Source organism: Spirillospora sp. NPDC047279, from assembly GCF_040643285.1.
GTDB lineage: Bacteria > Actinomycetota > Actinomycetes > Streptosporangiales > Streptosporangiaceae > Spirillospora.
This window is the reverse complement of sequence record NZ_JBEYUA010000011.1, coordinates 12,102-36,905: the sequence shown is the minus strand read 5'-3', so window position 1 is coordinate 36,905 and position 24,804 is coordinate 12,102. Positions and strand designations below refer to the sequence as shown.

At 71.2% G+C, this 24,804-nt stretch carries 21 protein-coding genes and 3 tRNA genes; 11 read left to right on the top strand and 13 right to left on the bottom strand.

Translation table 11 applies throughout. The features are described from left to right. The first annotated feature begins 36 nt into the window (after positions 1-36). Both ABZ810_RS27265 and ABZ810_RS27260 read left to right on the top strand, forming a co-directional pair. Positions 37-112 (top strand) — tRNA-His (locus tag ABZ810_RS27265). Positions 113-228: 116 nt separating this feature from the next. Further along, complete coding sequence (locus ABZ810_RS27260; protein ID WP_358407939.1) at positions 229-975, top strand: class I SAM-dependent methyltransferase; 747 nt, start codon at positions 229-231, stop codon at positions 973-975. A 108-nt stretch (positions 976-1,083) separates the two neighbouring features. Here the strand turns inward: ABZ810_RS27260 and ABZ810_RS27255 are convergent, their stop codons facing one another. Next, entirely contained in the window at positions 1,084-1,659 is a 576-nt protein-coding gene (locus ABZ810_RS27255; protein ID WP_358407937.1) for a WHG domain-containing protein, read from the bottom strand. A gap of 65 nt (positions 1,660-1,724) precedes the next feature. Between ABZ810_RS27255 and ABZ810_RS27250 the strand changes: the two genes are divergently transcribed. Further along, positions 1,725-2,222: an FBP domain-containing protein gene (locus tag ABZ810_RS27250; RefSeq protein ID WP_358407934.1), complete on the top strand. Its 498-nt coding sequence runs from the start codon at positions 1,725-1,727 to the stop codon at positions 2,220-2,222. 246 nt (positions 2,223-2,468) lie between these two features. After that, a complete protein-coding gene (locus ABZ810_RS27245; protein WP_358407931.1) occupies positions 2,469-3,047 on the top strand; it encodes a response regulator transcription factor in 579 nt (192 codons plus the stop codon). A gap of 136 nt (positions 3,048-3,183) precedes the next feature. Here ABZ810_RS27245 and ABZ810_RS27240 read toward each other — a convergent pair whose 3' ends face one another. The 5 genes from ABZ810_RS27240 to ABZ810_RS27220 all read right to left on the bottom strand — a co-directional run bounded on the left by ABZ810_RS27240 (position 3,184) and on the right by ABZ810_RS27220 (position 9,458). After that, entirely contained in the window at positions 3,184-3,987 is an 804-nt protein-coding gene (locus ABZ810_RS27240) for an anti-sigma factor (RefSeq protein WP_358407929.1), read from the bottom strand. A 3-nt stretch (positions 3,988-3,990) separates the two neighbouring features. After that, positions 3,991-4,563, bottom strand: a complete 573-nt coding sequence (locus tag ABZ810_RS27235; protein WP_358407927.1) for a sigma-70 family RNA polymerase sigma factor — start codon at positions 4,561-4,563, stop codon at positions 3,991-3,993. A 67-nt stretch (positions 4,564-4,630) separates the two neighbouring features. After that, complete coding sequence (locus tag ABZ810_RS27230; protein ID WP_358407925.1) at positions 4,631-6,541, bottom strand: hypothetical protein; 1,911 nt, start codon at positions 6,539-6,541, stop codon at positions 4,631-4,633. After that, entirely contained in the window at positions 6,538-7,845 is a 1,308-nt protein-coding gene (locus ABZ810_RS27225; protein WP_358407922.1) for a hypothetical protein, read from the bottom strand. The genes ABZ810_RS27230 and ABZ810_RS27225 overlap by 4 nt, the downstream gene beginning before the upstream one ends. 179 nt (positions 7,846-8,024) lie before the next feature. Further along, positions 8,025-9,458, bottom strand: coding sequence for a DUF4331 domain-containing protein (locus ABZ810_RS27220; RefSeq protein WP_358407920.1), 1,434 nt, complete (start codon positions 9,456-9,458; stop codon positions 8,025-8,027). A gap of 353 nt (positions 9,459-9,811) precedes the next feature. Here ABZ810_RS27220 and ABZ810_RS27215 point away from each other — a divergent pair. Continuing rightward, a tRNA-Lys gene (locus ABZ810_RS27215) sits at positions 9,812-9,884 on the top strand. Here ABZ810_RS27215 and ABZ810_RS27210 read toward each other — a convergent pair. Next, complete coding sequence (locus tag ABZ810_RS27210; protein ID WP_358408484.1) at positions 9,846-10,841, bottom strand: LysR family transcriptional regulator; 996 nt, start codon at positions 10,839-10,841, stop codon at positions 9,846-9,848. The two genes, ABZ810_RS27215 and ABZ810_RS27210, sit on opposite strands and share 39 nt — an antisense overlap. A 142-nt stretch (positions 10,842-10,983) precedes the next feature. On the opposite strand from ABZ810_RS27210, the gene ABZ810_RS27205 reads away from it, so the two are divergent. Together ABZ810_RS27205 and ABZ810_RS27200 are read left to right on the top strand one after the other, a co-directional pair. Then, positions 10,984-12,171 carry an MFS transporter gene (locus ABZ810_RS27205; protein WP_358407918.1) on the top strand — a complete coding sequence of 396 codons (1,188 nt, stop codon included), beginning with the start codon at positions 10,984-10,986 and terminating at the stop codon, positions 12,169-12,171. Between the two features lie 144 nt (positions 12,172-12,315). Continuing rightward, complete coding sequence (locus tag ABZ810_RS27200; RefSeq protein WP_358407915.1) at positions 12,316-14,073, top strand: MFS transporter; 1,758 nt, start codon at positions 12,316-12,318, stop codon at positions 14,071-14,073. Positions 14,074-14,299: 226 nt separating this feature from the next. Here the strand turns inward: ABZ810_RS27200 and ABZ810_RS27195 are convergent, their stop codons facing one another. From ABZ810_RS27195 to ABZ810_RS27185, 3 genes are all read right to left on the bottom strand, one after another. Beyond that, the gene (locus ABZ810_RS27195) at positions 14,300-14,902 is read right to left on the bottom strand and encodes a dihydrofolate reductase (RefSeq protein WP_358407914.1); all 603 of its coding nucleotides are present in this window, start codon (positions 14,900-14,902) and stop codon (positions 14,300-14,302) included. A 73-nt stretch (positions 14,903-14,975) separates the two neighbouring features. Next, on the bottom strand, positions 14,976-15,386 hold the full coding sequence (locus tag ABZ810_RS27190) for a DoxX family protein (protein WP_358407911.1): 411 nt from the start codon (positions 15,384-15,386) through the stop codon (positions 14,976-14,978). A gap of 42 nt (positions 15,387-15,428) precedes the next feature. After that, positions 15,429-15,929: a pyridoxamine 5'-phosphate oxidase family protein gene (locus ABZ810_RS27185; protein ID WP_358407909.1), complete on the bottom strand. Its 501-nt coding sequence runs from the start codon at positions 15,927-15,929 to the stop codon at positions 15,429-15,431. 116 nt (positions 15,930-16,045) lie between these two features. Between ABZ810_RS27185 and ABZ810_RS27180 the strand changes: the two genes are divergently transcribed. Further along, positions 16,046-18,709 carry a LuxR C-terminal-related transcriptional regulator gene (locus tag ABZ810_RS27180; protein ID WP_358407907.1) on the top strand — a complete coding sequence of 888 codons (2,664 nt, stop codon included), beginning with the start codon at positions 16,046-16,048 and terminating at the stop codon, positions 18,707-18,709. A gap of 106 nt (positions 18,710-18,815) precedes the next feature. Here the strand turns inward: ABZ810_RS27180 and ABZ810_RS27175 are convergent, their stop codons facing one another. Then, positions 18,816-19,031 (bottom strand): hypothetical protein, encoded by a 216-nt coding sequence (locus ABZ810_RS27175; RefSeq protein ID WP_358407905.1) that lies wholly within the window; start codon positions 19,029-19,031, stop codon positions 18,816-18,818. Positions 19,032-19,333: 302 nt separating this feature from the next. Between ABZ810_RS27175 and ABZ810_RS27170 the strand changes: the two genes are divergently transcribed. Then, positions 19,334-21,148, top strand: a complete 1,815-nt coding sequence (locus ABZ810_RS27170) for a DUF6745 domain-containing protein (RefSeq protein WP_358407903.1) — start codon at positions 19,334-19,336, stop codon at positions 21,146-21,148. 11 nt (positions 21,149-21,159) lie between these two features. Here the strand turns inward: ABZ810_RS27170 and ABZ810_RS27165 are convergent, their stop codons facing one another. Next, positions 21,160-22,290 (bottom strand): hypothetical protein, encoded by a 1,131-nt coding sequence (locus ABZ810_RS27165; RefSeq protein ID WP_358407900.1) that lies wholly within the window; start codon positions 22,288-22,290, stop codon positions 21,160-21,162. 183 nt (positions 22,291-22,473) lie between these two features. Between ABZ810_RS27165 and ABZ810_RS27160 the strand changes: the two genes are divergently transcribed. After that, on the top strand, positions 22,474-23,799 hold the full coding sequence (locus ABZ810_RS27160; RefSeq protein ID WP_358407898.1) for a protein kinase: 1,326 nt from the start codon (positions 22,474-22,476) through the stop codon (positions 23,797-23,799). A 147-nt stretch (positions 23,800-23,946) separates the two neighbouring features. On the opposite strand, the gene ABZ810_RS27155 is transcribed toward ABZ810_RS27160, so the two are convergent. After that, the gene (locus tag ABZ810_RS27155) at positions 23,947-24,549 is read right to left on the bottom strand and encodes a GNAT family N-acetyltransferase (protein ID WP_358407895.1); all 603 of its coding nucleotides are present in this window, start codon (positions 24,547-24,549) and stop codon (positions 23,947-23,949) included. 99 nt (positions 24,550-24,648) lie between these two features. On the opposite strand from ABZ810_RS27155, the gene ABZ810_RS27150 reads away from it, so the two are divergent. Further along, positions 24,649-24,721 (top strand) — tRNA-Lys (locus ABZ810_RS27150). Positions 24,722-24,804 lie beyond the last annotated feature (83 nt).

Here is a 24,804-nt window from a genome sequence, read left to right as displayed (position 1 = left end):
CTACACTCTTTGAAGCCGGTCGTTGATCCGGCCTTGGTGGGTGTAGCTCAGCTGGCAGAGCACTTGGTTGTGGTCCAAGATGTCGGGGGTTCAAGTCCCCTCACTCACCCCAGGCGAGAAATCAAGAGAAGCCCTGGTCATCGCGAAGATGACCAGGGCTTCTCTGTTTCCCGCAGCGGGAGCGTTCCCGGACATTCATGACTTCTCTGGACCGAAGGACTCCCAGAAGTGGATCTTCCACGTAGTTTCACCATCCGCGAGAGCAGCCATCGCATCCACAACCCGCTGACCAGCGAGAAGCTGGCCACCCTGGGGCAGGCCCTGCACCTGCCGCCGGGCGCCTCCATGCTCGATCTCGCGTGCGGCACGGGCGAGATGTTGTGCACCTGGGCACGTGATCATCACGTGCACGGCACCGGGGTGGACATCAGCACCGTGTTCATCGACAGGGCCCGCGCACGTGCCGAAGAGCTGGACGTCGCCGACCGTGCCGGTTTCGTGCACGGTGACGCGTCGGGCCACGTCGCCGACCGGCCGGTCGACATCGCCGCGTGCGTCGGCGCCACCTGGATCGGCGGCGGCACGGCGGGCACGGTCGGGCTCCTGCGGCGCAGCCTCGCGCCCGGCGGGATCATGCTGATCGGCGAGGTGTACTGGCGCCGCGAGCCCCCGGACCAGACCACCGTCGACCACTGCCACGCCACCGGCAGGGACGACTTCCTTCCGCTGCCCGAGCTCATCGAGCAGTTCGGTGAGCTCGGCTGCGATGTGGTGGAAATGGTCCTCGCCGACCAGGACAGCTGGGACCGGTACGCCGCGGCCCAATGGCTCAACATCCGCCGCTGGCTGGACGCCAACCCGCACGACGAGCTGTACGGCCAGATGCGCGCGGAGCTCACCACCGAGCCCGCCCGCCACGTCAGGTACCAGCGTGAGTACCTCGGGTGGGGCGTGTTCGCGCTGATGGACCGCTAGCGCGTCGCTGCGTGGTGGTGGGCCCCGGCGCATGGCGCCGGAGCCCACGACCATGAAGATCGTTTGCCGGTCCTCCCTGGTCGCCCTTGAGGATGAGCAGGGCTTTCGTCACGGTGGGGGCCAGTTCTTGAGGAGGGTGTCGAGGGCTTCGAGGGTCCTCGACCAGGTGGCGTCCGCGTCCCGGGGCGGGGTGGTGTGGGCGAAGCCGCCCGCCCGCTCCAGGCTCACGAAGCCGTGGAACGTGCTGTGCAGGAGGCGGACGGCGTCGGTCTCGTCGGGCTCGGAGAGGTCGTAGCCGCGCAGGATGGCCCGGGTCATCTCCGAGTGGCGGGCGGCCGCGCTGCGGGCCAGGGTCTCGAGGTCGAGTTCCATCTGGGCGGCGGCGTACCGGCCCGGGTGCCGTTTGGCGTAGTCGCGGTAGGCGCCGGCGAAGGCGACCAGCGCGTCCCTGCCGGCGCGTCCGGCGAGGGCGGAGGCGGCGCGGTCGGCGAGCTCGGCCAGGGCCAGGACGGCCACCCGTGATCTCAGGTCGTGCGCGTTCCGGATGTGCGAGTACAGGCTCGCGTCCTTGACGCCGAACCTGCGCGCGAGCGCCGAGACGGTCACGTTCTCGAAGCCGACCTCGTCCGCGAGGTCCGCCGCCGCCACGGTCAGGCGTTCGGGGGTCAGCCCCGCACGTGCCATGCACCCGCCTCCCTAGGAGGGTTAATCGTTTGCCTAATGTTCCTAGGAAACCTAGCCTCTCATGTATGAGACCGCTGACCGAACGCGAAATCCGCGCGTCCTTCGTCAACTGCAGCAAGGGTGAGGCGAAGCGCCTGGCCGTACCGCGGGATCTGGACGGGCGGCCATGGGACGACCTGGACTTCCTCGGCTGGCGCGACCCCGGCGCGCCGGAACGGGCCTACCTGATCGCCGAGTCGGGCGAGGGGCTCACGGGCGTGGCGCTGCGCCGGGCCGCGCCGCACGCCGGGCACCTGCGGCGCAGCATGTGCTCGTTCTGCCTCACCGGCCACACCGGCGACGGCGTCTCGCTGATGACCGCGCGCCGGGCGGGACGGAACGGGCAGCAGGGCAACTCGGTCGGCGCCTACATGTGCGCCGACCTGGCCTGCTCGCTCTACCTGCGCGGCAAGAAGGACGTCGAGCCGGGCGGACGGCTGGAGGAGTCGCTGACGCTCGAGCAGAAGATCGACAGGACCGCCGCCAACCTGGCCGGCTTCCTGGGCAGGGTGACCGCCGCGTAGCGACGAGTTCGCGGCCTGGGCGTGGAGCACGACGAGCGCGGCGAGCGCGGCGAGCGCGGCGTCTTCCGCACCGCCTGTTCGAGAGAGCACTTAACGAAATGGCCTGGTTCCTCCCGAAACGCCAGGCCACATCCATCCCGCACGCCTCGTTCATCGACTAAGCTCGTTGGCTCCCGATGATCGGCCGGTTATGCTCCGACCTTATACATGGCAATGGCACCCCCTGGTCAAACCGCCGGAGGCGGGATGAGTGTCGACGAAACGGCCCCCCTGCGCGTGATGGTGGTGGACGGCAATCCGCACGCTCGCGCCGATGTCGTCTCACTTCTGTCCGACAGCGAAGAACTCGAAGTGATCGCCGAGGCCGGCGACGGTACCGACGCGGTCGGGCTGGCCGAACGGCTGAAGCCCGACATCGTCCTCCTCGACGCCGACGCCGCACGCACCGGCCACGCCACGCCCCTCAGCCGCAGCGCGCGCGTCTTCGTGCTCGCCCCGGCCGAGGACCGGGGCACGGTCGAGGTCGCCATCCGCGGCGGCGCGTGCGGTCACCTGGTCCCGGGCTCCTTCACGGTCCGCGACCTGATCCGCAGCGTCCGCGACGCAAGCCGCGTCAGTCTCGGCCTGTCCGCCCGCGAAGCCGAGGTCATGGACCTCATCGCCAGCGGCCGCTCCAATGGCGAGATCGCGCGCCAGCTCTTCCTCAGCGAAAAGACCGTCAAGAACCACGTCAACCGCATCTACGCCAAACTCGGCGTCAGCTCTCGCGCCACGGCGATCGCCCTTTGGCGCGGCATGATGAGCGTCCTCCCCGCCAAAGACTGACCCCCCGCTCCGCTCCCGAACACCACCCCGCATTCCCGCCACCCCGCCCCGCATTCTTTGGCTCCAGAGCCTCCCCTCCCCGCGTCCCGGCGCGCCCGCGCACTCGCCACAGTTCTGGATTATGCGCGCGCGGCGGTCAGGTTATGGGGAGGGCGAGGACCGGGGCGGTGGTCGGTCGCGGGGAACCCCCGGACGGTTCGACGGTGACGCCAACTCGGTCGGCGTCGTTCAGGTCACCGGCGACCAGCGGCGGGATGCGGCCTGCCGCGTCGGGGCGGACGAGCCCGGCGGGACGCGTCGAGGTCGGGCCGATGAGCCAGAGCGCGTACGCCTTGGACTCGGGCAGCCGCGGGAACCCGGCCGACGCGAACACGATCTGCCCGCGGGCGCGCGACACCACGACGGTCGCCGTTCCGCCGCCGGACGCGCTCGCGGTGACCGTACGGGCGTCGGGGGCGGAGATCACCGAGGTGAGGGCACGTTCCTGGGCGAGGGCGCGCGCGTACTGATCCTGCGACCGTTCGGCGGACACACCGGCGACGACCGACACCGCCACGCATGCCACGGCGCCTCCGGCGGTCAGGGCGGTGAGCACCCTCGGCGCGCGGAGGGCGATCGAGCGGGGCCGGTCGGACGTCAGGCCGGGGAGGCCGACCCTGCGCAGGCGGGTCCGCCGCCTGGACGGACGCGTGTGAACGGCCCGGCGCGGTGGGGGCACCTGGCGCACGCCGCCGATCTGGGCGAGCACGGTGACCCGCATGCGGGCGGGCGGAGCGGCGGCGGTGGCCGTGGCGAGACGGCTCGCCGTCTCCTGGAGCCCGGCCGTCTCGGCCGCGCAGGTCGAGCATCTGGCCAGGTGGCGGACGAAGGCCCGTTGCTCCGCGGCGGAGACCGCGCCCAGCACGTACGGGCCGGCGAACGCGTGCACGTCCTGATGCACGGCTCACACCGCCCGTACGCCGAGGCAGTCGCGCAGGCGGATGAGGCCGTCGCGCATCCGGGTCTTGACGGTGCCCAGCGGAATCTTGAGGAGCTCGGCGACCTCCCGGTAGGTGTGGCCGCCGTAGTAGGCCAGCGTGACCGACTCACGTTGCGGCGCGGTGAGCCGTTCGAGGCAACGGCGCACCCGCTCACGTTCGAGCCGGTCCACGACCTGTTCGGCGACCTCGTCGTGGGGGATCTCGGCCGCGTGCCTGGCCGCTCGTTCCTCCCGGTCCGTCGCGGCCTGCGCGGAGCGCACGCGGTCGACGGCGCGCCGGTGCGCCATCGTCGTGATCCAGGCCATCGCACCGCCCCGGGCGGGGTCGAACCTCGGAGCCGTGCGCCACACCTCTACGAGGACCTCCTGTGCCACCTCCTCCGACTGGGCGGGGTCGCGCAGAACCCGCCGGATCAACCCGTAGACGACCCCGGCCACCTCGTCGTACAGCTCCTCGAAGGCGGCGTCGTCGTCGCGCGCCACCCTCAGCAGCAGGACGTCGAGGTCGCCCAGCGGCCGTGGACTCGCCGGGAGCACCGCCGGTTGCCTACGTCCCCACATCGTTTCTCCCAGGTGTTCTCCGACGGCCCGTGGCCGGATCCGGTCAGCTGAAGGTCGTGGGCAGGCTGCGGAGAGCCAGCGCGATTCCGAGCAGGAGGACCGCCGCCGACGTCGCCATCGGCAGGACGCGGGCGCTCACCCGCCTGAGCGGGCGCGGACGTCGTTCGGGGTCGGCCAGCCGGACGGCCAGCGCGCGACCGGTCCCCATGACGAGGGCTCCGACGCCGATCAGCGTGAGCGCCAGCCCGACGCCGTACGCGATCACGAGCAGGACGCCGAACCAGGCCCTGCCGATCGCGGCCGCCCCCACGAGCACCAGGACGGCCGAGGGGCTCGGCACCATGCCGCCCGCGAATCCCATCAGGGCCGCTCCCCTGCCCCTGACCGACGGGCCGTGGGAGTGGCCCTTGCGCTCGTGGTGGGGCTTGGTCGGCGATTCTGGCTTCGTTTCCGGTGCTGGCTCGCGGGCCAGAACGGCCACCGACGCGGCCGAGCCCCGCGTGCGCGCCTCGGCCTGCTCGCCCGAAGCATGGTGTGCGGCCCCGTCCACCCTGCGCTTGCGCGCCGGGGCCTGCTCGGCTGAAACACGGTGCGCGGCGGCGTCCACCCTGCGCCGGCGACGCGATGCCCGTTCGGTGTGCGCGTGGTCGTGTCCGGCCGCGGCGACGAGAACGTCGTCCCGCTCGCTCTCTTCTTTCGGTTCGAGCTCGTCCGGACCGCCGTGGGCGTGCTCGTGGTCCTCGTCGTGGTGCTGACGGCCGTGGTCATCGTGCTCGTGATGGCCGTGGCCGTGGCCATGAGGGTGGCCATGACCGAAGTCGTGGTGGTGACCGTGACCGAAGCCGTGGGTGTGCGTGTGGGTGTGTCCGTGCTTGTACGCGTGGACGGCACGGCGGAGCATCAGGCCCCCGGCGAAGGCGACCAGGAGGCCGCTGGCCACACCCAGCCCGCCGAAGACCAGGCTTGGAGCGAGGACGGTGCCGGAGAGGACGATCACGCCGAGCGCCAGGACGCCCGCCGTGTGGGTGAGCGTGACGGTGACGCCGAGCGTGATGATGTCGCGGCGCGCCCGCCGGCCCTGGCTCACGGCGTACGCGGCCATGATCGTCTTGCCGTGGCCGGGGGCCACGGCGTGCATGGCGCCGAGGACGATCGCGATCAGGATCGCGGTCACGCCGAAGCCGAGCGTCAGGCGCCGGTCGGCGACCAGGTCGGCGAAGGCCTGAGCCGGTTTGTCGGCCCCGCGAGGCAGAATCTTCGTGACCGGGCTCTCGGCGGGGTCACTGAGAGCCGGGCCGCCGGTGCGGATGCGCAGGCCGGCGCTCCGCTGCGAGAGCGGGCTCGAGAGCAGGTCGGACGGATAGGACGTCAGGCGGCGGCTGCGGGACGTCGCGGGCACGTCGGCCGACGTGAGCGTCATGCGGTCACCGCGCGCCGTGATCTCGCGCCAGCCGACGGCATCGGCGTTGTCCTGCAACGTCAGCGGGCCGTTCGTGATCCGTGCGGTCAGCGCGCACTCGACGCGCGAGGTCGGCAGGCCCGCCTGCCCGGGCGTCAGCCGGGCACTGGACGAGCGCACGGTGAACGTGAGCGGCCGGCCCGACGAGGTGCCGGTGAGCGACCGCGCCGCCTCGGCGCAACGTTCGGCGGCCCACCCTCGCGGGTCGGACTTCAGCCGCGCTCCGGCCTGGGCCGTGGGTATCTCGGCCAGGTCCTGAACGTGGTCGACGCGGAGCTCGCCCGGGGCGACGACCAGCCCGTGATAGCGGTTGACCGAGAAGTTCCCGAACGGATGCCGAGGCACCCCCACCGCCCCCGAAACCGCGGCCGACGCCGGAGCATGGGTCGCGGCCGACGTCGAGGGCTGGGCGGCGGCTTGGGCGGGTGGGGTTTGGAGGAAGGTGAGGAGGGCCAGGAACGGGGTCATCGCGAGGGCGGCCCGGCGGCGGTTCATGACAGGTCCTTGAGGGCCTTGCGGGCGAGGGGGGCGTGCAGGTCGGAGAAGTGCGGGTTGAGGTCGAGCGCGGCCTTGAGGTCGCGGCGGGCGTCGGCGTCTCGGCCCAGCGACTTCTCGATGACGGCGAGGTGGTAGCGGAACATCGCGTTGCGGTAGCCGGTGGCGACGGCGCGGCGGGCGTAGGTGAGGGCTTCCTTGTCCTTGCCGTTGACGTGCAGCGCCCAGGCGAGGGCGTCCGCCACGTGGACGCTCTTGCGGCGGGCCCATTCGGTACGGGCGGCGCGCAGCGCCTCGGCGCGGTCGCCGTGGTCGGAGGCGATCTGGGTGCCTTCCAGGTCGGTGACGACGCCGTTCGCACGGGCGATGGCGGCCCAGGCGCCCGCCACGTCGAACTGCGCCTTCGCCTGCGCCCGCATGCCGTTCGCCTCGTACAGTTCGCCGAGCGCGACGACGTGGGAGGGCAGCGGGGCGCGGCCGACCAGCGCCTGGCGGTCGCGGAGTGCGGCGGCGACGTCGCCGCGGGCCGTGCTGACGCGGGCGCGGCCGTCGAGCGCCGGAAGGTGGTTCGGGTCGACGCGCAGGGCGAAGGCGTACTCGCGGTTCGCGGCGGCGACGTCGCCGTGGCTCCAGGCGAGGTCGCCCATCTGCGTGCGGACGTAGGCGATGTCGGCGGGATGGGTCGCCGAGCCCGCGGCCAGCTTGAGCACACGTTCGGCGTCACGGACGCGGCCCCGCAGTTCCATGACGTACGCGTACCGCGTGAAGATCGGGATGCCGGGCTTGGTGACGTCCGCGTGCTTGACGGCCTTCTCGGCCTCGGCGTACCGGCCGAGTTCGACCAGGGCGTCGACCCGCACCGCGTGGGCGCGCATCGCGTACCCGTTCACCTTCAGGGCCTGGTCGGCGAGGCGGAGCGCCGTCGGGAAGTCGTGCCGGGCGGCGGCCAGCGCCCCCTGGCCGGTGAGGGCGGGTTCGTTGCCGTCGGGCTGGACGCGCAGCGACCGGTCCAGCGCCGCGGTGGCCTTGGGGTAGAAGGACGAGTCGGCCGTGACCCGTGCCTGTTCGACGTACGCCAAGCCCAGCCCGGCCCAGCCGACCGCGTCCTTGGGCTGCTCGCGCAGGTGCTCCTGGAGGCGGGCGATGTCACGGCCGCCGACACGTTCGGCCTCGACCCCGGCGAGCGGAGTGGACCCGGCGCTCTGCTCGAACTGGCGGCCGAACCGGGCGGAGGCCACCAGGGTGATCCCGATCGCCAGGATCACGACCACCGCCCCCGCGGCGATTCTGCGAACGACAAGCATGGATGTCTCTCCGGTTGTCTCTGACGGACGAGGTCGTCGGCCACCCCTGCGGCCGTTCGAGCCGATCGAGCCGAGCCGCCGGTCCGGCCGGAACGCATCGCTGCGGTCCGGCCGGCCGGCGGCGGATCGGGTGCGCCGGCCCGGTAGGGGCTCCCGGACCCAGCGGGCCGGCGCACGTCTCAGAGGGCCCTCCTGCGCGCCCACATCAGGAATCCGCCGGTCAGGAAGGCGGCCCCGCCGGCCAGCGCGATGATCGGCAGAACGGGCGCCCCGCCGTCGTCATCGGTCGCCGACTGCGCGGAACGGTTGCCGAAGTTGACCGTCGACTTGCTGTTGCCGGTCGCGGCACCGCCGCGCTTGCCGTTCGTGGAGCCGAAGTCGCCCCGGACGGCCGACCCGGACGTCGGCAGTGCGACGTACGGGAAGTTCGGCTCGAACTTCTGGTCGTTGGCGTCGACCGCGTCACCGAGGTCGTTCTTGGTGCCCAGAAGCTCGCCCTCGACCACCTGCAGCGAGATGTCGAGGGTGTCGTCGGTGAGACGGCGCCCGTTCGGGTATCCCGCGTTGTCACCGTCCAGCACGCCGAGCCGCTTGGGAGCGGCCGACGGCGGGATGGAGGTGTTGAGGCGCATCAGCTCGGCCGGCCGCACGTTCGGCGGCTGGTTGAGCTTGGGCACGCCGGTCAGGAAGACCGAGACGAGGTCGTTGCGCGGCGTGGGCGGCGCGGGCAGGTTGTAGATCTGCTGGAGCCTGCGCGGCACCTCGGGGTTGGTCACGTTGGGCAGGAACTGGGCGTCGTTCCAGGGCACGGACGCGTTGTACTTGTCCTTGTCCTTGATCGGGTTGACGACCTCGTTCACGAGCGGGTTGCCCAGGCGCGAGACCTGGCTGAAGCCGCCCGCGGCGTTCCGCCGCTGGACCGCCGAGTACACGCCGATGATCGGCTGACCGGTCTTGATCAGGGCCGCGGTCGGCACCTGAACGGCCACGGTCTGGACGTTGTAGCCCTTGAGGGTGTCGTTGCCGACCTCCTTGAGGTTGCCTCCGTAGAAGAGGTTGAAGATCCGCAGGTCCAGGAAGAACGGGTCGTCCGCCTGCCCCGCGAACGCCTTCGTTCCGCTCGGCAGGTCCTTGACGGCCTGCTGCCGGAGCGACCGGTAGTCGGGCATCGAGGCGTCCCCGACGCGCGAGGGCGCCACCGGAACGTCGCTGGCCAGGCTCCGCGTACCGACGACCACGCCCCCGCGGCGTTGGATGAGTGTGAGGTCGTAGGTCTGGCGGAAGTTGAGCGTCGCGTCGTTGAAGTTGCGGACCGGCCCGGTGTTGTACAGGAACGTGTTCTGGTCCTGGTAGCTGTCCTTGAACGTGAAGCGGTACGTCCAGTCCGGCAGCGAGTCGCCGTCGTTGTCGACGTTGATCTCGTACCGGCCGTCCTTGTTGAACTTGTAGAAGTTCGGCCCGCCCGCGGGCTCCTCGAACGGCCAGAAGTTCGCCACCAGGGTGGTGGTGTCCGGCTTGTCGGGGCTCACGAACGCGTACACGTCGGTGTTGTCGTACTCCGGCAGCGCCTGGATGATCGGCGCCTCGCGGTGACTCGAAGCCGTCGCCTGCATCGGCGCCAGGCTGGTTGACCCTCCGGCTATCAGTGCTGCCCCCGTGGCGAGCACCGCGACGGTCCGTGACCGTCTGGAGAGACGTCTAGGCATGGTGTGTCCCTTCTTGCCTGCGCGTGTCGCGCAGGCTCCCGTCGCACCTGCCTCCTATTCGCCGCTCCTTCGACCCCGGATTGCCCCAATTTCTGACGCACGGACCGCAGGCCGCCCCGCCGGGCCGCCCGGCGCCCGAAAAGAGCAGGTCACCAGGCACTTACCGGACGCCGGAATCGATTCGCGCAGCATCCTCACCGCCTGCTACTGTTCTTTCTGTCGCAAGGAGCACCGGGTACGCCCAGCGCTCACGTCGACACGCGCCGTTAGCTCAATTGGCAGAGCAGCGGACTCTTAATCCGCGGGTTCGGGGTTCAAGTCCCTGACGGCGCACCCCGCCCGATCAGCACGTTCTCCCGGCATCCGAGAGGGCTGGTTGGCGAGCTCGGTCGCCACTTCGATCAATGCCGTGATGGCGTTACTCACGCGCCCTGCCGGCCATATCGGTCCAAGGCGCAACGTCGGTTCCTCGTCCATCTGCACGAAGGCGAGGTCGCCGCGGTGAGCGTGTGCTCGTGCGACCGAACCGGAGGTGGGCTTGGCCGCGTCGGACCTGGCCAGCGAGTCGACGATCTCGCTCATCGACCGGCATGGTGGTCCGACCCGCGGAATCGGCCGACCCCCAGGAGTCTCCGACGGCCACAGAGCGTGCTCGACCGAACTCGGCCCCTCGACATCGGCCATGGCCGGGATCCCGTAGTTCGCGAGTTCCTCGACGCTCACGGTTTCGCGACCCGCGAGCGGGTGTCCTTTGCGCATGGCCAGCACCATCGGTTGCTCTTCGATCACCGGGCCCAGCGCGAACTCGGCGGTCTCGTCCGGGAGCCAGAGGACGAGGACGTCGATCGTGCCGGTGCGCAGCGCCTGGTAGGGGTGGTTCAACGGGACCTCGTGCAACCGGACTCGATACTGGGGCCGACTGGTCTCGAAGTCACGGACGAGCGACGTCAGCGCCGGACCGGCGCTCGTCGTCGTGCAGCCGACCACGAGCGTCTCGCGAAGCTCTGCCGCGGAGTTCCGGGCCCTCTCCATGGTCCGTACCAGCTCATCGTAGGCCTTGGCCAGCTCGACATGGAACGAGTTGCCGAGCGGAGTCAGCGTCACGCGGCGGCTTGTGCGATCGAGAAGACGGCCACCGATCCTGCGCTCGAGGGAGGCGAGCGTGCGGCTCACGTAGGGTTGGGTGAGCATGAGACGATCGGCCGCGCGGCCGAAATGGAGTTCTTGGCCGAGGACGAGGAAGACACGCAACTGCTGCAGGTTGAGGTCTGCCGGAGTGCGCTTGGCCATGAGCGTGCCTCCACCTGACTCGTCGCTCCCATGATGGTCGGCCCCGGAAAAGGCGGCAAGCCCTCGGTCTATGTCTCTCAGGCATCGGCCTATGCGCGACCGTGTATTGCCGGCGGCGCCCGTTGCTCCTGAAACTTCGGCCATGGCTGTTGAATCCCACGTCGCTAAAGCGACGAGCCCCGACCCTGCCACGAGAACTCCGAAACGGTTGGCGACTCTCGTGCTCGCGGTCGGCGCCTGCGTGATCGGCATCTCCGAATTGGCCGCGATCGGCGTCCTGGGTCTGGTCAGTGATGATCTTGGTGCGAGTGTCGGAGCGGCCGGCTCCATCGTCACGGCGTACGCCCTCGGCGTCTGCCTGGGCGGACCGCTACTCGCCGTCGTGACGACCAGGCGGGACCGGCGCTCGACACTGGTGCTGGCACTGGCGCTGTTCGCCGCCTGCAACGGCATGATCGCCATAGCGCCGACACTCGCCACCATCATGGTGGTGCGTCTGGTGGCCGGCTCGGTGCACGGGCTGTTCATCGGCCTGGCGACCTCACACGCGGCCGACATGGCGGGGGAGCGTCGGGGCAGCGCGATCGCGCTGGTCTTCGGCGGCATCGCAGTCGCGACCGTGCTTGGCGCACCGGTGGGTCGGGTGCTCGGTGAGGCGTTCGGGTGGAGGACCACCTTCTGGGTGGTGGCCGCGACCGCGTCAGCGGCATTGCTCGCGACGTTGCGCTGGGTTCCGACCATCGATTCTGAGGCGGGTCCAGCGGGCAGTTTGCTGCGACGTGCGTTGAGGTTCTCGGTGTTGGCCTTCCTCACTTTGATCGTTCTCGTGATGGGCGGGGTGTTCACCATGTACACCTACGTCACGACGCTCCTGGAGGACCGCACGGGCGTCACAGGTCCGGCGGTCAGCGGCATCCTGCTGGCGTTCGGCACGGCCTGCGCCGTGGGGACGTTCGTCGGAGGCCGGCTGGCCGACCGTTCGGCTGCCTTCACGATGGTGGCGGCCAGCGCGGTCGTGACTCTGGCGCTCGGCAGCCTGGCCCTGTCCGGTTCGGCCCCTGTGAGTACCACTGTCTCGCTGGTGGTCTGTGGGTTGGCCGCATTCGTGTTCGTTCCGGCTTTTCAGCTCCGCCTGATGAGCCTGGCCGGGCCGGCGACCGACCTCGCGGCAACGCTCGGCGCCTCCGCCGCCAACGCCGGGATCGCGATCGGCGCCGCCGTCGGCGCCGCCGCGATGACCCGCGGCATCGACGCACTGCTCGTCGTTGCCTGCTGCCTCTCCGCAGCAGGCTTCGCCGGCACCTTCGCAGGCAATCGAACCCCGTCATGAGCGTGCTGAGCGTCACCGCGGAGTACCTGTGACCACGCATCGCCAACACGCGCCGATGCTTCGGCTCGGGACGCTCGCCTGCCTGTGGGGCGGTTCCTCCACATTGATCAAGCTGCGTCATCCAGGCCTTGAAGGTGGTGAACCGTGACGGCGGTGAGAACGTCGGCGGAGCCGAGGAGGCGACCCGAGCGGCTGGTGATGGTGGGCTGCATCCTGGCGTCCTCGACGGTCGGCTTGGACGGGATCATGACCACGATCGCACTGCCGACGATCACCTCGGATCTCGATGCGGGCCTGTCGACGCAGCAGTGGATCGTTGCGGCGTTCCTGCTCTCTCTCGGGGGCCTGTTGCTGGCCGGCGGCTCGCTCGGCGACATCTATGGCCCGTCCCGGATCCTCGTGCTGGGGGTCACCGGGTTCCTGGCCGCCACGCTCGTGGTCGCGCTCGCCCCGACACCGGGAGTCCTGGTTGCGGGCCGGCTGATGCAAGGAGTGGCGGTCGCGCTGATCCTGCCCACCATGATGGCCGTCCTCACCACCACCTACTCCGGAGAACGTAAGACCTGGGCGATCTCGTTGTGGGCGGCTTGGAGCGGGGTGCCGGTCTTCGCCGGTCCGCCGGTCGGCGGCATCCTCGTCGACGCCGTCGGATGGCGGGCGCTCTACCTGGCCGAACTCCCGCTGATCGCGTTGACGCTGCTACTTCTCCTACGGGTGCTCAACCTGTCGACCGATCGAGGTCGTGGCGGCACGGTCGACGTGGCCGGAGCGGCGTTGTCCGTTCTGACGATCGGATCTTCGGCGTTCGTGCTGATCCAAGGACCGCAACTCGGGTGGTCACACCCGGCCGTGATGGCCGCGACCACGGTCGGGTGCCTTACCGCCGCCGCCCTGGTCGGCTGGGAGCGACGGGCCACCAACCCGCTCTTGCCTCTCGGGCTGTTGCGTAATCGCAGATTCGCCGTGCTCAACGTCGTGACGTTCCTGCTCTATGGCGGGCTGATCGCGAGCGGCACCTACACCGTGATCTTTCTCCAGAATGCGCTCGGTCTGCACCCGGCGGTGGCCGGCGTGATCGGTGCGGTTCCGGTCATGGTGCTGTCCCTGCTCTCGGGGAGGCTCTCCGTGTATGCCGATCGCTGGGGTGGTGATCTCTTCGTGGCGGCGGGCTCAACGCTGGCCGGGATCGGGATCCTGCTTCTGCTGGGCATCGGCCTTGACCCCGATGCCGCCGTCACCTTGGTGCTGATCTCGGTCCTCATCCATGGCCTTGGATTGGCCATGCTGGTCGCTCCGCTCACATCGGGGGTCATGTCGGCCGTCCCGGACGGCCGGGCCGGAGTCGCCTCCGCCCTGAACAACGCGGTTGCCCGTATCGGATCCATGGTCGCGATCGCGGTGGCCGGCGTCGTGATGACCATCCAGTTCTCCGTCACGCTCGACTCGGGGCTCGCACGCCGGCCCATGGGTCCTGGATCTCACGCCGCGATCGCCGAGGCCGCCACTCGTCCCCTCTCCACGGAGCGCACCGCCGGGCTGGCCGACGAGGAGGCGGCGAGGCTCGATCAGGCACGCGCGAAGGCATCGGTCGCCGCCTTTCAAGCCGGAATGGCCCTGTCCGGAGGACTGACGGTCGCAGCCGGAATCCTCGCGCTCATCGGAACACGACGACGACCAGGGACCCCCCGGTATCGCTCCGCGGACACGGTGGGCTGCCCGATCACCGGGATGCGCTCCCATCCCGACGCACCGGCGACCGGCGGCACCCCACCTGGCGCCTGGCATATGACGATGAGGTCCCGCAGTTTGCGCGACGGCCCAGCTCACCACGCGCGGTCGGCGTGGTCGCCTCAGCCGGGTCGGTCGCCGATTCGCATGACAATGCGATGGCCGAGGCGCTGAAGGGCACACAACGAGATCTTGAAGGCGGCGTCGGCTCGGCTCGATCCAGCGGCGAACCGTCCTGGCCGGGTCGCTCAACGAGTACCACCGGGCTGCCTGAGTTCCCACGAGAGCCCAGCTCAGCGCCTACGTGCGCAATATTGGCACCGGACACCGAATCGACCCTCGCGAGCGGGCGATGGCTGCCCGCAAGGGTCGGTTCCGGCCGTGCCGCGGAACGGACTGTTCAACTCTTCGCGACGTCGTAGACGAGGTGCGTCACGCGGTCCCCGCGTATGACCTGCGACGGGTTGTCGAGCGTGATCGGGTCGGTGATCGAGCCTGTGGCGAAGAACGGGCGGCCCGAGCCCAACACCACGGGCACGACATTGACGACGATCTGGTCGATGAGGCCGAGCCGCAGCGCTTGGCCGCCGATCTGGCCGGCGGCCACGTCGACGATCCGATCGCCGGCATAGTCCAGAGCCGCACTGATGGCCGCCTCGACACCGTCGACGAACGTGAACGGCGCCGTGTCGGCATGCTCCCAGTTCTTCGGCGGTTCGTGGGTGACCACGAAGACGTGCTCTCCCGCCGCGGGCTTGCCGTTCCAACCGTTCGTGAGGTCGAACAGCCGCCGGCCCATGACCACACATGCGACGTCCCGGTAGTGGGCGCGCAAGAAGTCGGCGGTCGCCTGCGTGGTCTGGAACTCGTCGTCGGTGCCGGGGAAGGACCAGGTGACATCTCCGTTGCCGTAAGCGTCGAAGAGTGGTCCGATCGCGTCATGATCGTCGGCGATGAAGCCGTCCAGCGAGACCGCCGCACAACCCATGATCGTCTTGCCCATCTCGGTCTCCTTTGCCTTGCTCATCTCAGGGGTGCCCGATGGTTCGAGCTCGTGCCGGATCTGGACCGCCTGGTCACAGGAGAGATTTGAGCTGGGAACGGCGCGCCCAGGCGATCAGCCCGCTCACGATCAGCAAGCCGATGGGCAGCCAGGGCGGGGCGGCGAGAAGGACGATGCTGGTGATGGTCGCGCCGGCCATCAGGGCTGCCACGCCAAGTGCGGCGGCCCCGCACAACCTGGGAACCAGGAGGCCGAGTGCCGCGGCGATCTCCAGCACGCCTACGGCGTATCGGAGCCACTGTCCGGCCCCGATCGTGGCGAACATCTCCACCATCGCCGGATCACCCGTGACCTTGAGAAGGCCGGCCGGGGCGAACTGGATGGCCAGAACGGCCTGCCCGACCCACAGGGCTACCGTTTGCGCGTGCTTGCGGGTGGTGGTGCGGGCAGGCGAGCCGGCGTTTGCGGACTGTGTGTGGCTCATGGATTTCTCCTATCAGGGGGTTTGTTCCGATGGACTGGCGTGTCAGGCCGGGTGCCGCCAGGGCAGCACGGGCGCGCGATGGTCGGTGGCGAGTCCGTGCAGGGGGCAGGGCTGACGCGGCTCGCGGGGACACAGCACGAACGCCTCGGTGATCGCCGCCCGATACAGGCGCCACGCCGCCGGTGCGGTGACGCCCTCGATCGACAGGACGGCCCCACCCCGGCCGGGGTCTCCGGGGTAGATCTCGATACCGCGGTCCAGGTCGCGGCCGGTCAGCTCGGCGGCGGTGCCCGACAGGTACACCGCCCGGCCGTGGTAGGTCGGCACCGTCGAGTCGAAGATCACCATGCTGAGCTGGGGACGCGCGGCGAGGTTGCGGGAGTGCCGCGTGTCGGGGCTGGACACCCAGAAGATCTCGGCGTAGTCGGCGGTCGCGAAGTAGACGGGCGACGTCCACGGGATGCCGTCGGCGTCGGCGGTGCCGAGGATCACGTACAGGTTGGCGTCCATCAGGCCACGGGCGTGGGCGTCCAGATCGATCATCGTGACCTCCTTGTTCGACGGCGTGCGGCCAGCCTGCCGGGCGGCGCGCGGCTGGACATCCGTGCTGAGCACTGAGCCGCTACCGAACGGTCACCGACGTGCGCCATCCTGTGGGCGTGAACTCGACGAAGATCTCGACACGGGAGGCGGAGGTGCTCGCCGCCGTGGGCGGGCACCTGTCGAACGCGCAGATCGCCAGCCGGCTGCGCATCTCGGTCCGGACGGTCGAGAGCCACGTCGCGGCGCTGCTGCGCAAGCTCAATGCCGCTGACCGGCACGCCTTGGCCGCGTTGGCCGAGCAGGCCCGTACCGGGCCATTCGTCGGCCTGCCGGCCAGCCGGACGACGTTCGTCGGGCGAGCGGCGGACATCGCGGCGGTCGAGGCGGCGCTGGACACGCGGCTGGTGACCGTGGTCGGTCCGGGCGGGGTGGGCAAGACCCGGCTGGCGGCCGCCGTCGCCGAGCGGGCGGCGTCCCGGTTCCCCGCCGGCGGCGCGTTCGTCGACCTCGTGCCGGTCCGGACCGCGGCCGTGGCCGGCGCGGTCGGGCAAGCCGTCGCCGACGCGTTGGACGTGACCGTGGGCCCGACGCAGTCCGTCGAGCGGGCAGTGTTCGACCGGCTGCGCCTGGGCCGGCCACTGCTGGTGCTGGACAACTGCGAGCACGTGATCGACGAGGTCAGCGCGCTGACCGAACAGGTGTTGGCCGCGTGCCCGCAGGCCACAGTGCTGGCCACCAGCCGGCAGCGACTCGGCGTCACCGGCGAGCGGCTCGTGCACTTGCGCCCACTCGGTGGCACCGAGCTCGAGCAGCTGTTCCGGGAGCGAGCCGGCGCCGCGGATCCCGGGTTCGCCGCGTCGCCGACAGTCGTGGCGGACGTCTGCGCCCGGCTGGATGGTCTGCCGCTCGCGGTCGAGCTGGCCGCTGCCCGGGTGGCCGCGCTCGGCGCCGACGGGCTGCTGACCGGCCTCGACGATCAGCTGCGGCTGCTGGCCGGCGGCCGGGGCGTCCACGCCCGCCATCACTCGCTACGCAAGCTGATCGGGTGGAGCTACGACCTGCTCGACGACGACGAGCGCATCGCGTTCCGCCGGCTGTCGGCGTTCGTCGGGGTGTTCGACCTGGACGCCGCGGCGGCGCTGAGTCCGGGGCTGGCCCGGGCCGAGGTGGCCGATCTGCTGGGTCGGCTGGTCGACCAGAACCTGGTCGTGCGCGTCGGTCCCGGATGGCGGCTGCTCGACACGATCCGCGCGTTCGGCCTCTCGCAGGCGAGCGCCGTGGGAGAGCAGGACGCGATTGGCGAGCGGTATCTGCGCTGGGCGTTCGCGACCGCCGCCGACCTGGAGACCCGGCTCGACGCCGATTGGCGATCGGCGTTCGACGGTGTCGCCGACGACCTACGGGCGGCCGCCATCGCAGTCGGCTCGGACCCCGCGGCGCACGCCTTCGTGCGCACGCTGGCCCACCTGGCCTTCGCCGCGGGTCGGTTCGTCGAAGCGCGAACGCTCTACCAAGCCGCGGCCCGGTGCGCTACCGGCATCGAGCGGGGCCAGGACCTGCGGGCCGCCGCCTACGCCGCGCTGACCGTCTCCGACGACCGAACCGCCACCGAGCTCATGCGGCAGGCCATCGAAGCCGCGGACACCGCCGAGCTGCGTGCCGAGGCCGTGGTGATCGGCGTGCGCTACAACTTCGGGCCCATCGAGTCGCCGACCGACGACCAGGCGCGCTGGCTGGCCGAGGCGAGGAAGGCGGCCGACGCGAATCCGAGCGATCAGCGACTGACCGCGTTGGTCGCCACGGCCACGGCCTGGCACGAGGGTCACGGCTGGATGCCCGGCCTGGCCCCTGCCCGCGAGGCCGTGGAACTCGCCCGGGTGGCCGGCGATCCGCTGGTACTACTCGCCGCGATGGACGCCCTGAGCAATGCGCTCGACCGAGCGGGGGCCAACCGCGAAGTCCACCGGCTGGCCGGCGAAAGACTACGGATCGCGACCACCCTGCCGCGCCACGACCCAGCCGCGGCCGCCGAGATCGTCGACGCGTTCCACGTTGCGCCGAGAGCCGCGCTGGGCGCAGGCGACCTACCGGCCGCGCTGGCGCTGGCCCGGCAGGCCCACGCCGACGACGCGATCGGCGGGCATCCGTACCTGCAGGCTCCACGACTCGTGCGCGCGCTAGCCCTCACCGGCGACTTCGATGAGGCGCTCAGCCGAGCCGAGACGCTGTGGGCGGCGTGGCGGCGCGACGGCGATCCGTCGATGCCCTGGATGAACTCGGCGCTCGCCCTCGCCGGAATGATCCAGGGCCTGCGCGGCGACTCGACGGGCCGGCAGCGATGGCGCGAACGGACGCTGACGGTCGCGGCCGGCTCCCCCGTCGTGGCGGCCTGCCTAGCGTTCGCCGACATCCGGGTCACTCTCCACTGTGGCCGGTATGACGACGCGGCCGACCAGGTCGAACGGGTCTTTACGCCGTTCTCTGATCAACGCTGGGTCGGCTACGCGCGCGTGGTCGGGGCCGAGCTCGCCGTCATGGCCGGCCTTCCCGACGCCGGCGACCGGATCATCGCCGCCGAACCGTACGCGGCCGAGAACGACTGGGCGGCCGCATGCCTGACCCGGGTGCGCGGTCGGCTCGGCGACCACGCCGCCTTGGCGAATGCCGTGGAGCAGTGGGACCGGCTGGGTGCACGCTTCGAGCGGGCGGCCACGCTGGCGCTGCTGCCCGACCGAGCCGGCGAAGGGCGCGCCGAGCTGGCCTCGCTCGGCTGCCGCTAGGATCGCCGGGTAGCTTCGCTGGTCTCGCGGGACGGCACCAAGCACGCGTCGCGTCGGTGCGGGGAATGGGCCCTCGTTCAACCGGGGGCGAGAACAACGAGAATCGTCAGGCGGCCCGGGCCTCCACCACTGACACGACCGTGCCCGTCGGGGTGATGCCGGTCAGTCGCAGACCGGCCGCCGCGAAGAGGCGTTCGAACTCGTCCCGCGTACGTTCCCTGCCCGGGAAGGCCGCCATCAGCAGCAGGTCGAGATTATTGGCCTGGTGGGGATCATTGCCGTGCGGGACCGGGAGCGGCCCGTCCGCCAGCCGATCGGCCACCCGAGCTCGGCCGCCGCCCGCAGCGCGGCGGCGAACGTGAACCCCAGCGCCTGGTCGACGAGGAACGCGGACGCCCCCCTCGCGCCGATACCGTCGGCGAGCGGATCGTGGCGGTGCGGGAGGGGGCCACCCGCTCACCGGACGGACCGTGCTGGACCTCACCTTCGAGTCCGGCGTCGTCCGCTGCGAGAGCCGGGCCGGCGAGCTCCACCTGCCGCCCCCAAAAGTGGATCATCTGGAACCCGGGCGGCGTGCTCGAACTCTGAGGAGAGTCCGTTCACCATGAAGGCGGAGACGCATCGATGACATCCGAGGAATCCGGCGGCGCGCGCCGTCTCGACGAGTTGTGCCATGAGTGGAGGGCACGGGCGGCGGATCCGCCCCGCGGCGAGGCCGAGCGGGCGCTCGCCGAGCTGTACGAGCTGCGGGGCTGGGGACGGCCCAAGGCCGTCATCTGGCTGGAGTCGCCGCTGGCGGGCGCCATCGCGGCGCGGACCCTGCTGTACGGCCACGAGCACCTCGACCGGGCGCGGCATCCGGAGGCGCACGAACGCTGGGTCGACGCCACCAAGGCGCGGCTCGAAGGAACGTACGGGACCTTCGACCGTCATGAGCCCAACGAGTGGGAGGAGGACCAGGACCTCGCCCCGCGGTGGCGGGTGCCGGACGTGCACTCGCTCTACAAACGTTCGTACGACATGACCGACCCGAACGTGCAGGCCGTCCTGCGGCAGGTCGGTGAGCCCGGCTGGGCGATCAACACCGGGGTGAGCGCCCGGTTCCAGCAGGAGGCGCTGGGTCCGTCCGATCCCGCGTTCTTCGCCGAGGTCGGCGCGCAGGCCCACGAACGGCTGGCGGAGGGGCTGCGGCCGGTGTTCCCCGCCGAGCAGCAGGAGGCGGTGCTCGCGGCGGTGCGCTCCTGCGGCGACGCGCCGCGGCCCGATCACTGGAAGCAGTGGCGGGACGTGTGGGCGGCCGTGCGCGCTCCGGAGAACCAGGCGGCGTTGCTGCTGGCGGCGTCGCAGAACGGCGATTCCCCACAACTCGGCGCCCTCCTGCGCGCGGCCCCGGCCGTCGGCTGGTGGTGGGCGCTCAACGACATCGTGCTGGCGACCCCTCCCCCGGCCGAGGTGCACACCGACTCCTGGGGCCGCCTGCACCGGGAGGACGGTCCGGCGGTGGTGTACGCGGACGGCTTCGCACAACATTGCTGGCGGGGCCACCTCGTGCCGGCCGACCTGATCACCCCCGGGTGGAGCGCCGCCGACATCGTCCACGCGTCCGACGAGGAACTGCGGGAACGCGCGGTACTGCAGCTCGGCCCCTCCTCGTACGCGGCCGCCCTCAAAGCCGAGCACGTCGTTCCGGACCTGCGCCGCTGCGCGCTGGAACGCCTGGGCTGGCCGCGCCTCGCCGCCGAGGCGCCGCTGGCGCGGGTCGCCGGACCGGTGGCCGATCCCGGCGATCCAGGGTGCGAGCTGACGCTCCACGACGTCCCGCCGGTGGTGTTCGGCCGGGCGGCCCGCGTGGCGGTGCGCTCCGGCGGAGCCCGCGACGGGTCCGTGGTGTTGGTGCCGACCGACGCGACCGACCCGGTGACGGCCGCGGCCTGGTTGGGCGACGGCGCGAGCGAACCACCGCCGGCGCCCGAGCTGCTCACGCGCATCCAGGAGAGCGAGGAGTTGCAGGACGTGCTGGCCGGGCTCGACTGGGAGATGTCTCACGTCTCGCATTTCGAGCACGTCGAGGAGGTCCATCTCCGCTCCGGCGCCCAGCTGTACTCGCTGGGCGGGCACGGCACCGGCGGCACCTACTTCCTGTGCGGTGACGGCCCCTCGCGCCCGCTGGTGTACGCCGGTTCCGAGGGCTCGTACCAGGTGCTGGGCCGCGACCTCACCGAAGGCCTGCGGTTCATGATCAGTGCCGATCCGGACGGCGGCGACCCCGAAGAGGAGGCCGCCGAAGCCGCGGAGGCGCTGGGCCTGCGACCCCTGACGCCCGAGGAGTACCGGTCGTCGCGGCGCCGGTGCGAGACCCTGGCGGCCGCCCTCACCCTGGTGCAGACCGACGAGGGCAACGCCTACACCTACGACCCCTCGTCCTGGTTCCGCTGCTGACCGGCGGGACGTCAGCCGGTGCGCCTGCCGCCGCTGACGTCGACGTCCACGCCCGCCTCGGTGAAGGCGCGGCGGATCGTCTCGGTCGTCTCCGCGTCCATGCAGTGGCGGCGAAGCACCAGCCGGGTGAGGTCGCGGAAGCCCTCGGCGTTGATCAGCGCCTGCGCTCCCTTGCCGGTGAGGAGGCTGTGCGACAGGTCGAGCGAGTCCAGCCGGGGCAGCAGCGGCGAGGTGGCCAGCTGCTCGACCAGGTCGTCGACGAACGTGAACTCGCGCAGGCCGAGATGGCGCAGGCGCGGCATCGTCCCGCTCCAGAAGAGCTCGCCGAACGCCTCCCGCTCGCCCGGGTCCTGCGCGTCGCCGAAGTCCTCGGTCGACCAGAGCTCCAGGTGCTCCAGTGCGGGCAGCCGGCAGGCGGCGACGTTCGCGATCTCGTCCGTCACCATGACGCCGTGGAGGGCCAGGCGGCGCAGCTCGGTGTGGCCGGACGCCCGGAACCGCATCGCGAACTGGGCGCACACGGTGAGCTCCACGAGCCCCGGAAAGGCGTCCAGCAGGGCCGCCACGCCGACCTCCGCCCCGCAGAAGATCTGGTCGTCGTCGATCTCCCCGATGAACAGCGCGCGCAGATTCGGAAGATCATCGGCCCGCCGCGCCAGCGCCTCGACCGCGTGGGACAGCACGACGTCGTCGTCGTCCACGTACGGGTCGCCTCCGGGCGGCGTGAGGATGATCCGGGGGCGCGGCGCGTTGATCGGCTTTCCGGCGTCGTCCTCGACACGGCCGTGGTCGAAGGTCCCGCCGATCACCAGCGTGCTGAAGGCCTCGCCGCCCACCTGCTCGACGAGCCCCTCCAGATAGTCGTCGGCGTAGCGGAAGGCCCCGTCCTCCCAGGCCACCAGCGGCAACCACCAGGCCACCGACCCCGGATCTCCGAGCGCCGCCGCCAGCCGCGCCGCGTCGTCGTCCTCGCCGGGCGCCAGGTGGGGCGGGACCGGCGCGCCCAGGCGTTCCAGTTCGGCCGCGGCGCTTTCGCGCAGCTCCCAGCTGACCCGTGACGGCACCGCGTCCAGCACCGGCAGGCCACCGAACTCGATGATCTGGTCACGGGGGAACAGGCTGAGGACGATCTCGGGCGTCACTCCAGGTCCGCCAGAAAGGCGGCGACGCACGCGTCCCCGCACCGGCCGGCCAGGTCGAAGCTCATGCCCAGCGATCGTAGAGCGGGCCGCCGGCACGGGCGCGAGGACCGCGGCGACATGGCGAGAATCAGCCGGATTGTTCGATAAGCTCCGCGCACTGCGATCGTCTGGTTACGGAGGCGGATGCCGGTGAAGCCCCTGCGGCCGAGTGATCCGACCCAGGTCGGCAAGTATCGCCTCTCGGGCAGGCTCGGCGCGGGCGGCATGGGCGAGGTGTTCCTGGGCCTGACCCCCGGCGGACGTCCCGTCGCGGTCAAGCTCGTCCATCAGGTGCACGCCGAGAATCCCGACTTCCGGCGCCGCTTCCAGCAGGAGATCGAGGCCGCCCGCAGGGTGAACGGCCTGCACACCGCCGGGGTGGTCGACGCCGACCCCGCGGCCGATCCGCCCTGGATGGTCACGGCGTACGTCGCGGGCCCCTCCCTCGACCGCGCCCTCGCCGAGCACGGCCCGTTCCCCGGCGACACCCTGCGGGTGCTGGGCGCCGGGATCGCCGAGGCGCTCGAGGCCATCCACGAGACCGGCCTCATCCACCGCGACCTCAAGCCGTCCAACATCCTGCTCTCCGCCGACGGCCCGCGCGTGATCGACTTCGGCATCGCCCGCGCCGCGGACGCCTCGCAGACGACGGCGATGGTCGGGACGCCCGGCTTCATGTCCCCCGAGATGCTCACCGGCGAAACGCTGAGCCCGGCGTCCGACGTCTTCGCGTTCGGCCTGGTCCTGGCCCATGCGGCGGGCGTGCGCCCGTTCGGCGAAGGCCCCGCGCCGGCCCTGAGCCACCGCATCGTCCACCAGCGGGCGGACCTCACCGGCCTGGACGACGACCTCGCCGGGCTCATCTCCCGATGCCTGGCCAAGGACCCCGACCAGCGCCCGGCCCCTGCGCGCATCCTCGAAGCGCTCGCTCCCCCGCACCTGGGCACCGCCTGGCTCCCGGCCCCCGTCCAGACCATGATCGACCGGCAACCGCGTCCCCACGCGCCCCAACCCCCGACCACGCCCCAGCAGCCTCCGCCCCGCACCACGCCTCAAGCCGCCCGCCCCCAGGCCACCGCCCCGCCCCAGGCCTCCCGCTCCCAGAACGTGCGGCACCAGGCCGTCCGGCCCCAGAACGCGCGGCCCGGGACGACGCCGCCGCGATCGGCCGGGCCCTCCAGGCGCCAGTCCCTGATCGAAGTCGCGATCCTCGCCCCGAGCGTGCTCTTCTTCTCTTTCGGACTGGCCCCGGACGGCATCGCCCCTTGCAGGCCCTTCGGCTCCGCGCCTGGCCACTCCGAGCCCCTGGCCATGTCCGCGTCCGTGGCCGCGCCCAAGACCACGCCTGCCGCCGCCGAAGCCGAGTGCGACCGGACCCTGCAGACGGCGGGACTGCTCCTGGGCACCGTCGGCCTGGTCGTCGGCGGTACCAGGGTCGCCCAGATCATCCGCCGCCGCGACGAGGGATGAGCGACCGGAACGGGTATGACACCCCCCAGCATCTCCCGTTCCGGCCGCTCTTTCTCCCACCCCGAACGGCCTGCGGAGGAGTGGCCGTCGCGGTGATCGCTACCCGCCCCAGGAGCCTCAAACATCCATCGCGGAATTCCTTGGCGCTCAAGCCGGTCGGCGCCACATCAGCCAGACCGGCGGGCAGCCTCCCGGCGGCTCGAACCGTTCGGTCACCCTGAACCCGAACCGTTCATAGAACGGAACGTTGCTCTCCTTGGTCGACTCCAGATACGCGGGCATCCCCTCACACCGGCTCAACCCGGACTCCAGGAGAGCACCGCCCAATCCGTTCCCCTGCGCACCCGGATCGGTCCCCAGAACGGCCAGATACCAATGGGGCTCCGAGGGATGGCGCCTCTCGACCGCGTGCAGCGCCCGCAGCGACGTCGGCATCCGCAGCCCGAACGCTCGCACCAGCGGCACGACCTGCCTCAGCTGAACGCTCAGCGGCACCGTCCACTCCCCCGGCGGATCCCAGAGCGCCGCGGCCTCGATCTCCCCGCCCCGTCCAGCCACCTCACACCCGCCCCGGGGCCGGTGCACCTTGTCCGTCAGCAGCTCGAAAACCGCCGCCAGCCGAGCCACCCGCCCCTCCGGCCGCGGAATGATCCACTGCCAGACCGGATCATCGTCGAACGCCCGCCCCAGCACCCCCGCGACCGCCTCGGCGTCCCCCGCCGAGATCCCCCGGACCTGTGCCGCCACCATGAGAGCCCCTCCTCACCCGGGACGCCCCCGCATCGTCTCACCGATGGCCGATCCACCCCCACCCGCCTGGTAACCTTTCGAAGGTCGCCAACGCGACACGCGCCGTTAGCTCAATTGGCAGAGCAGCGGACTCTTAATCCGCGGGTTCGGGGTTCAAGTCCCTGACGGCGCACCGCACCCCACCTGGGCATACGCAAAAATGTCGCGTATGCCCACCACCGTCTTTACCCCCCTTTTCCCCCACGCCTGCTCCTT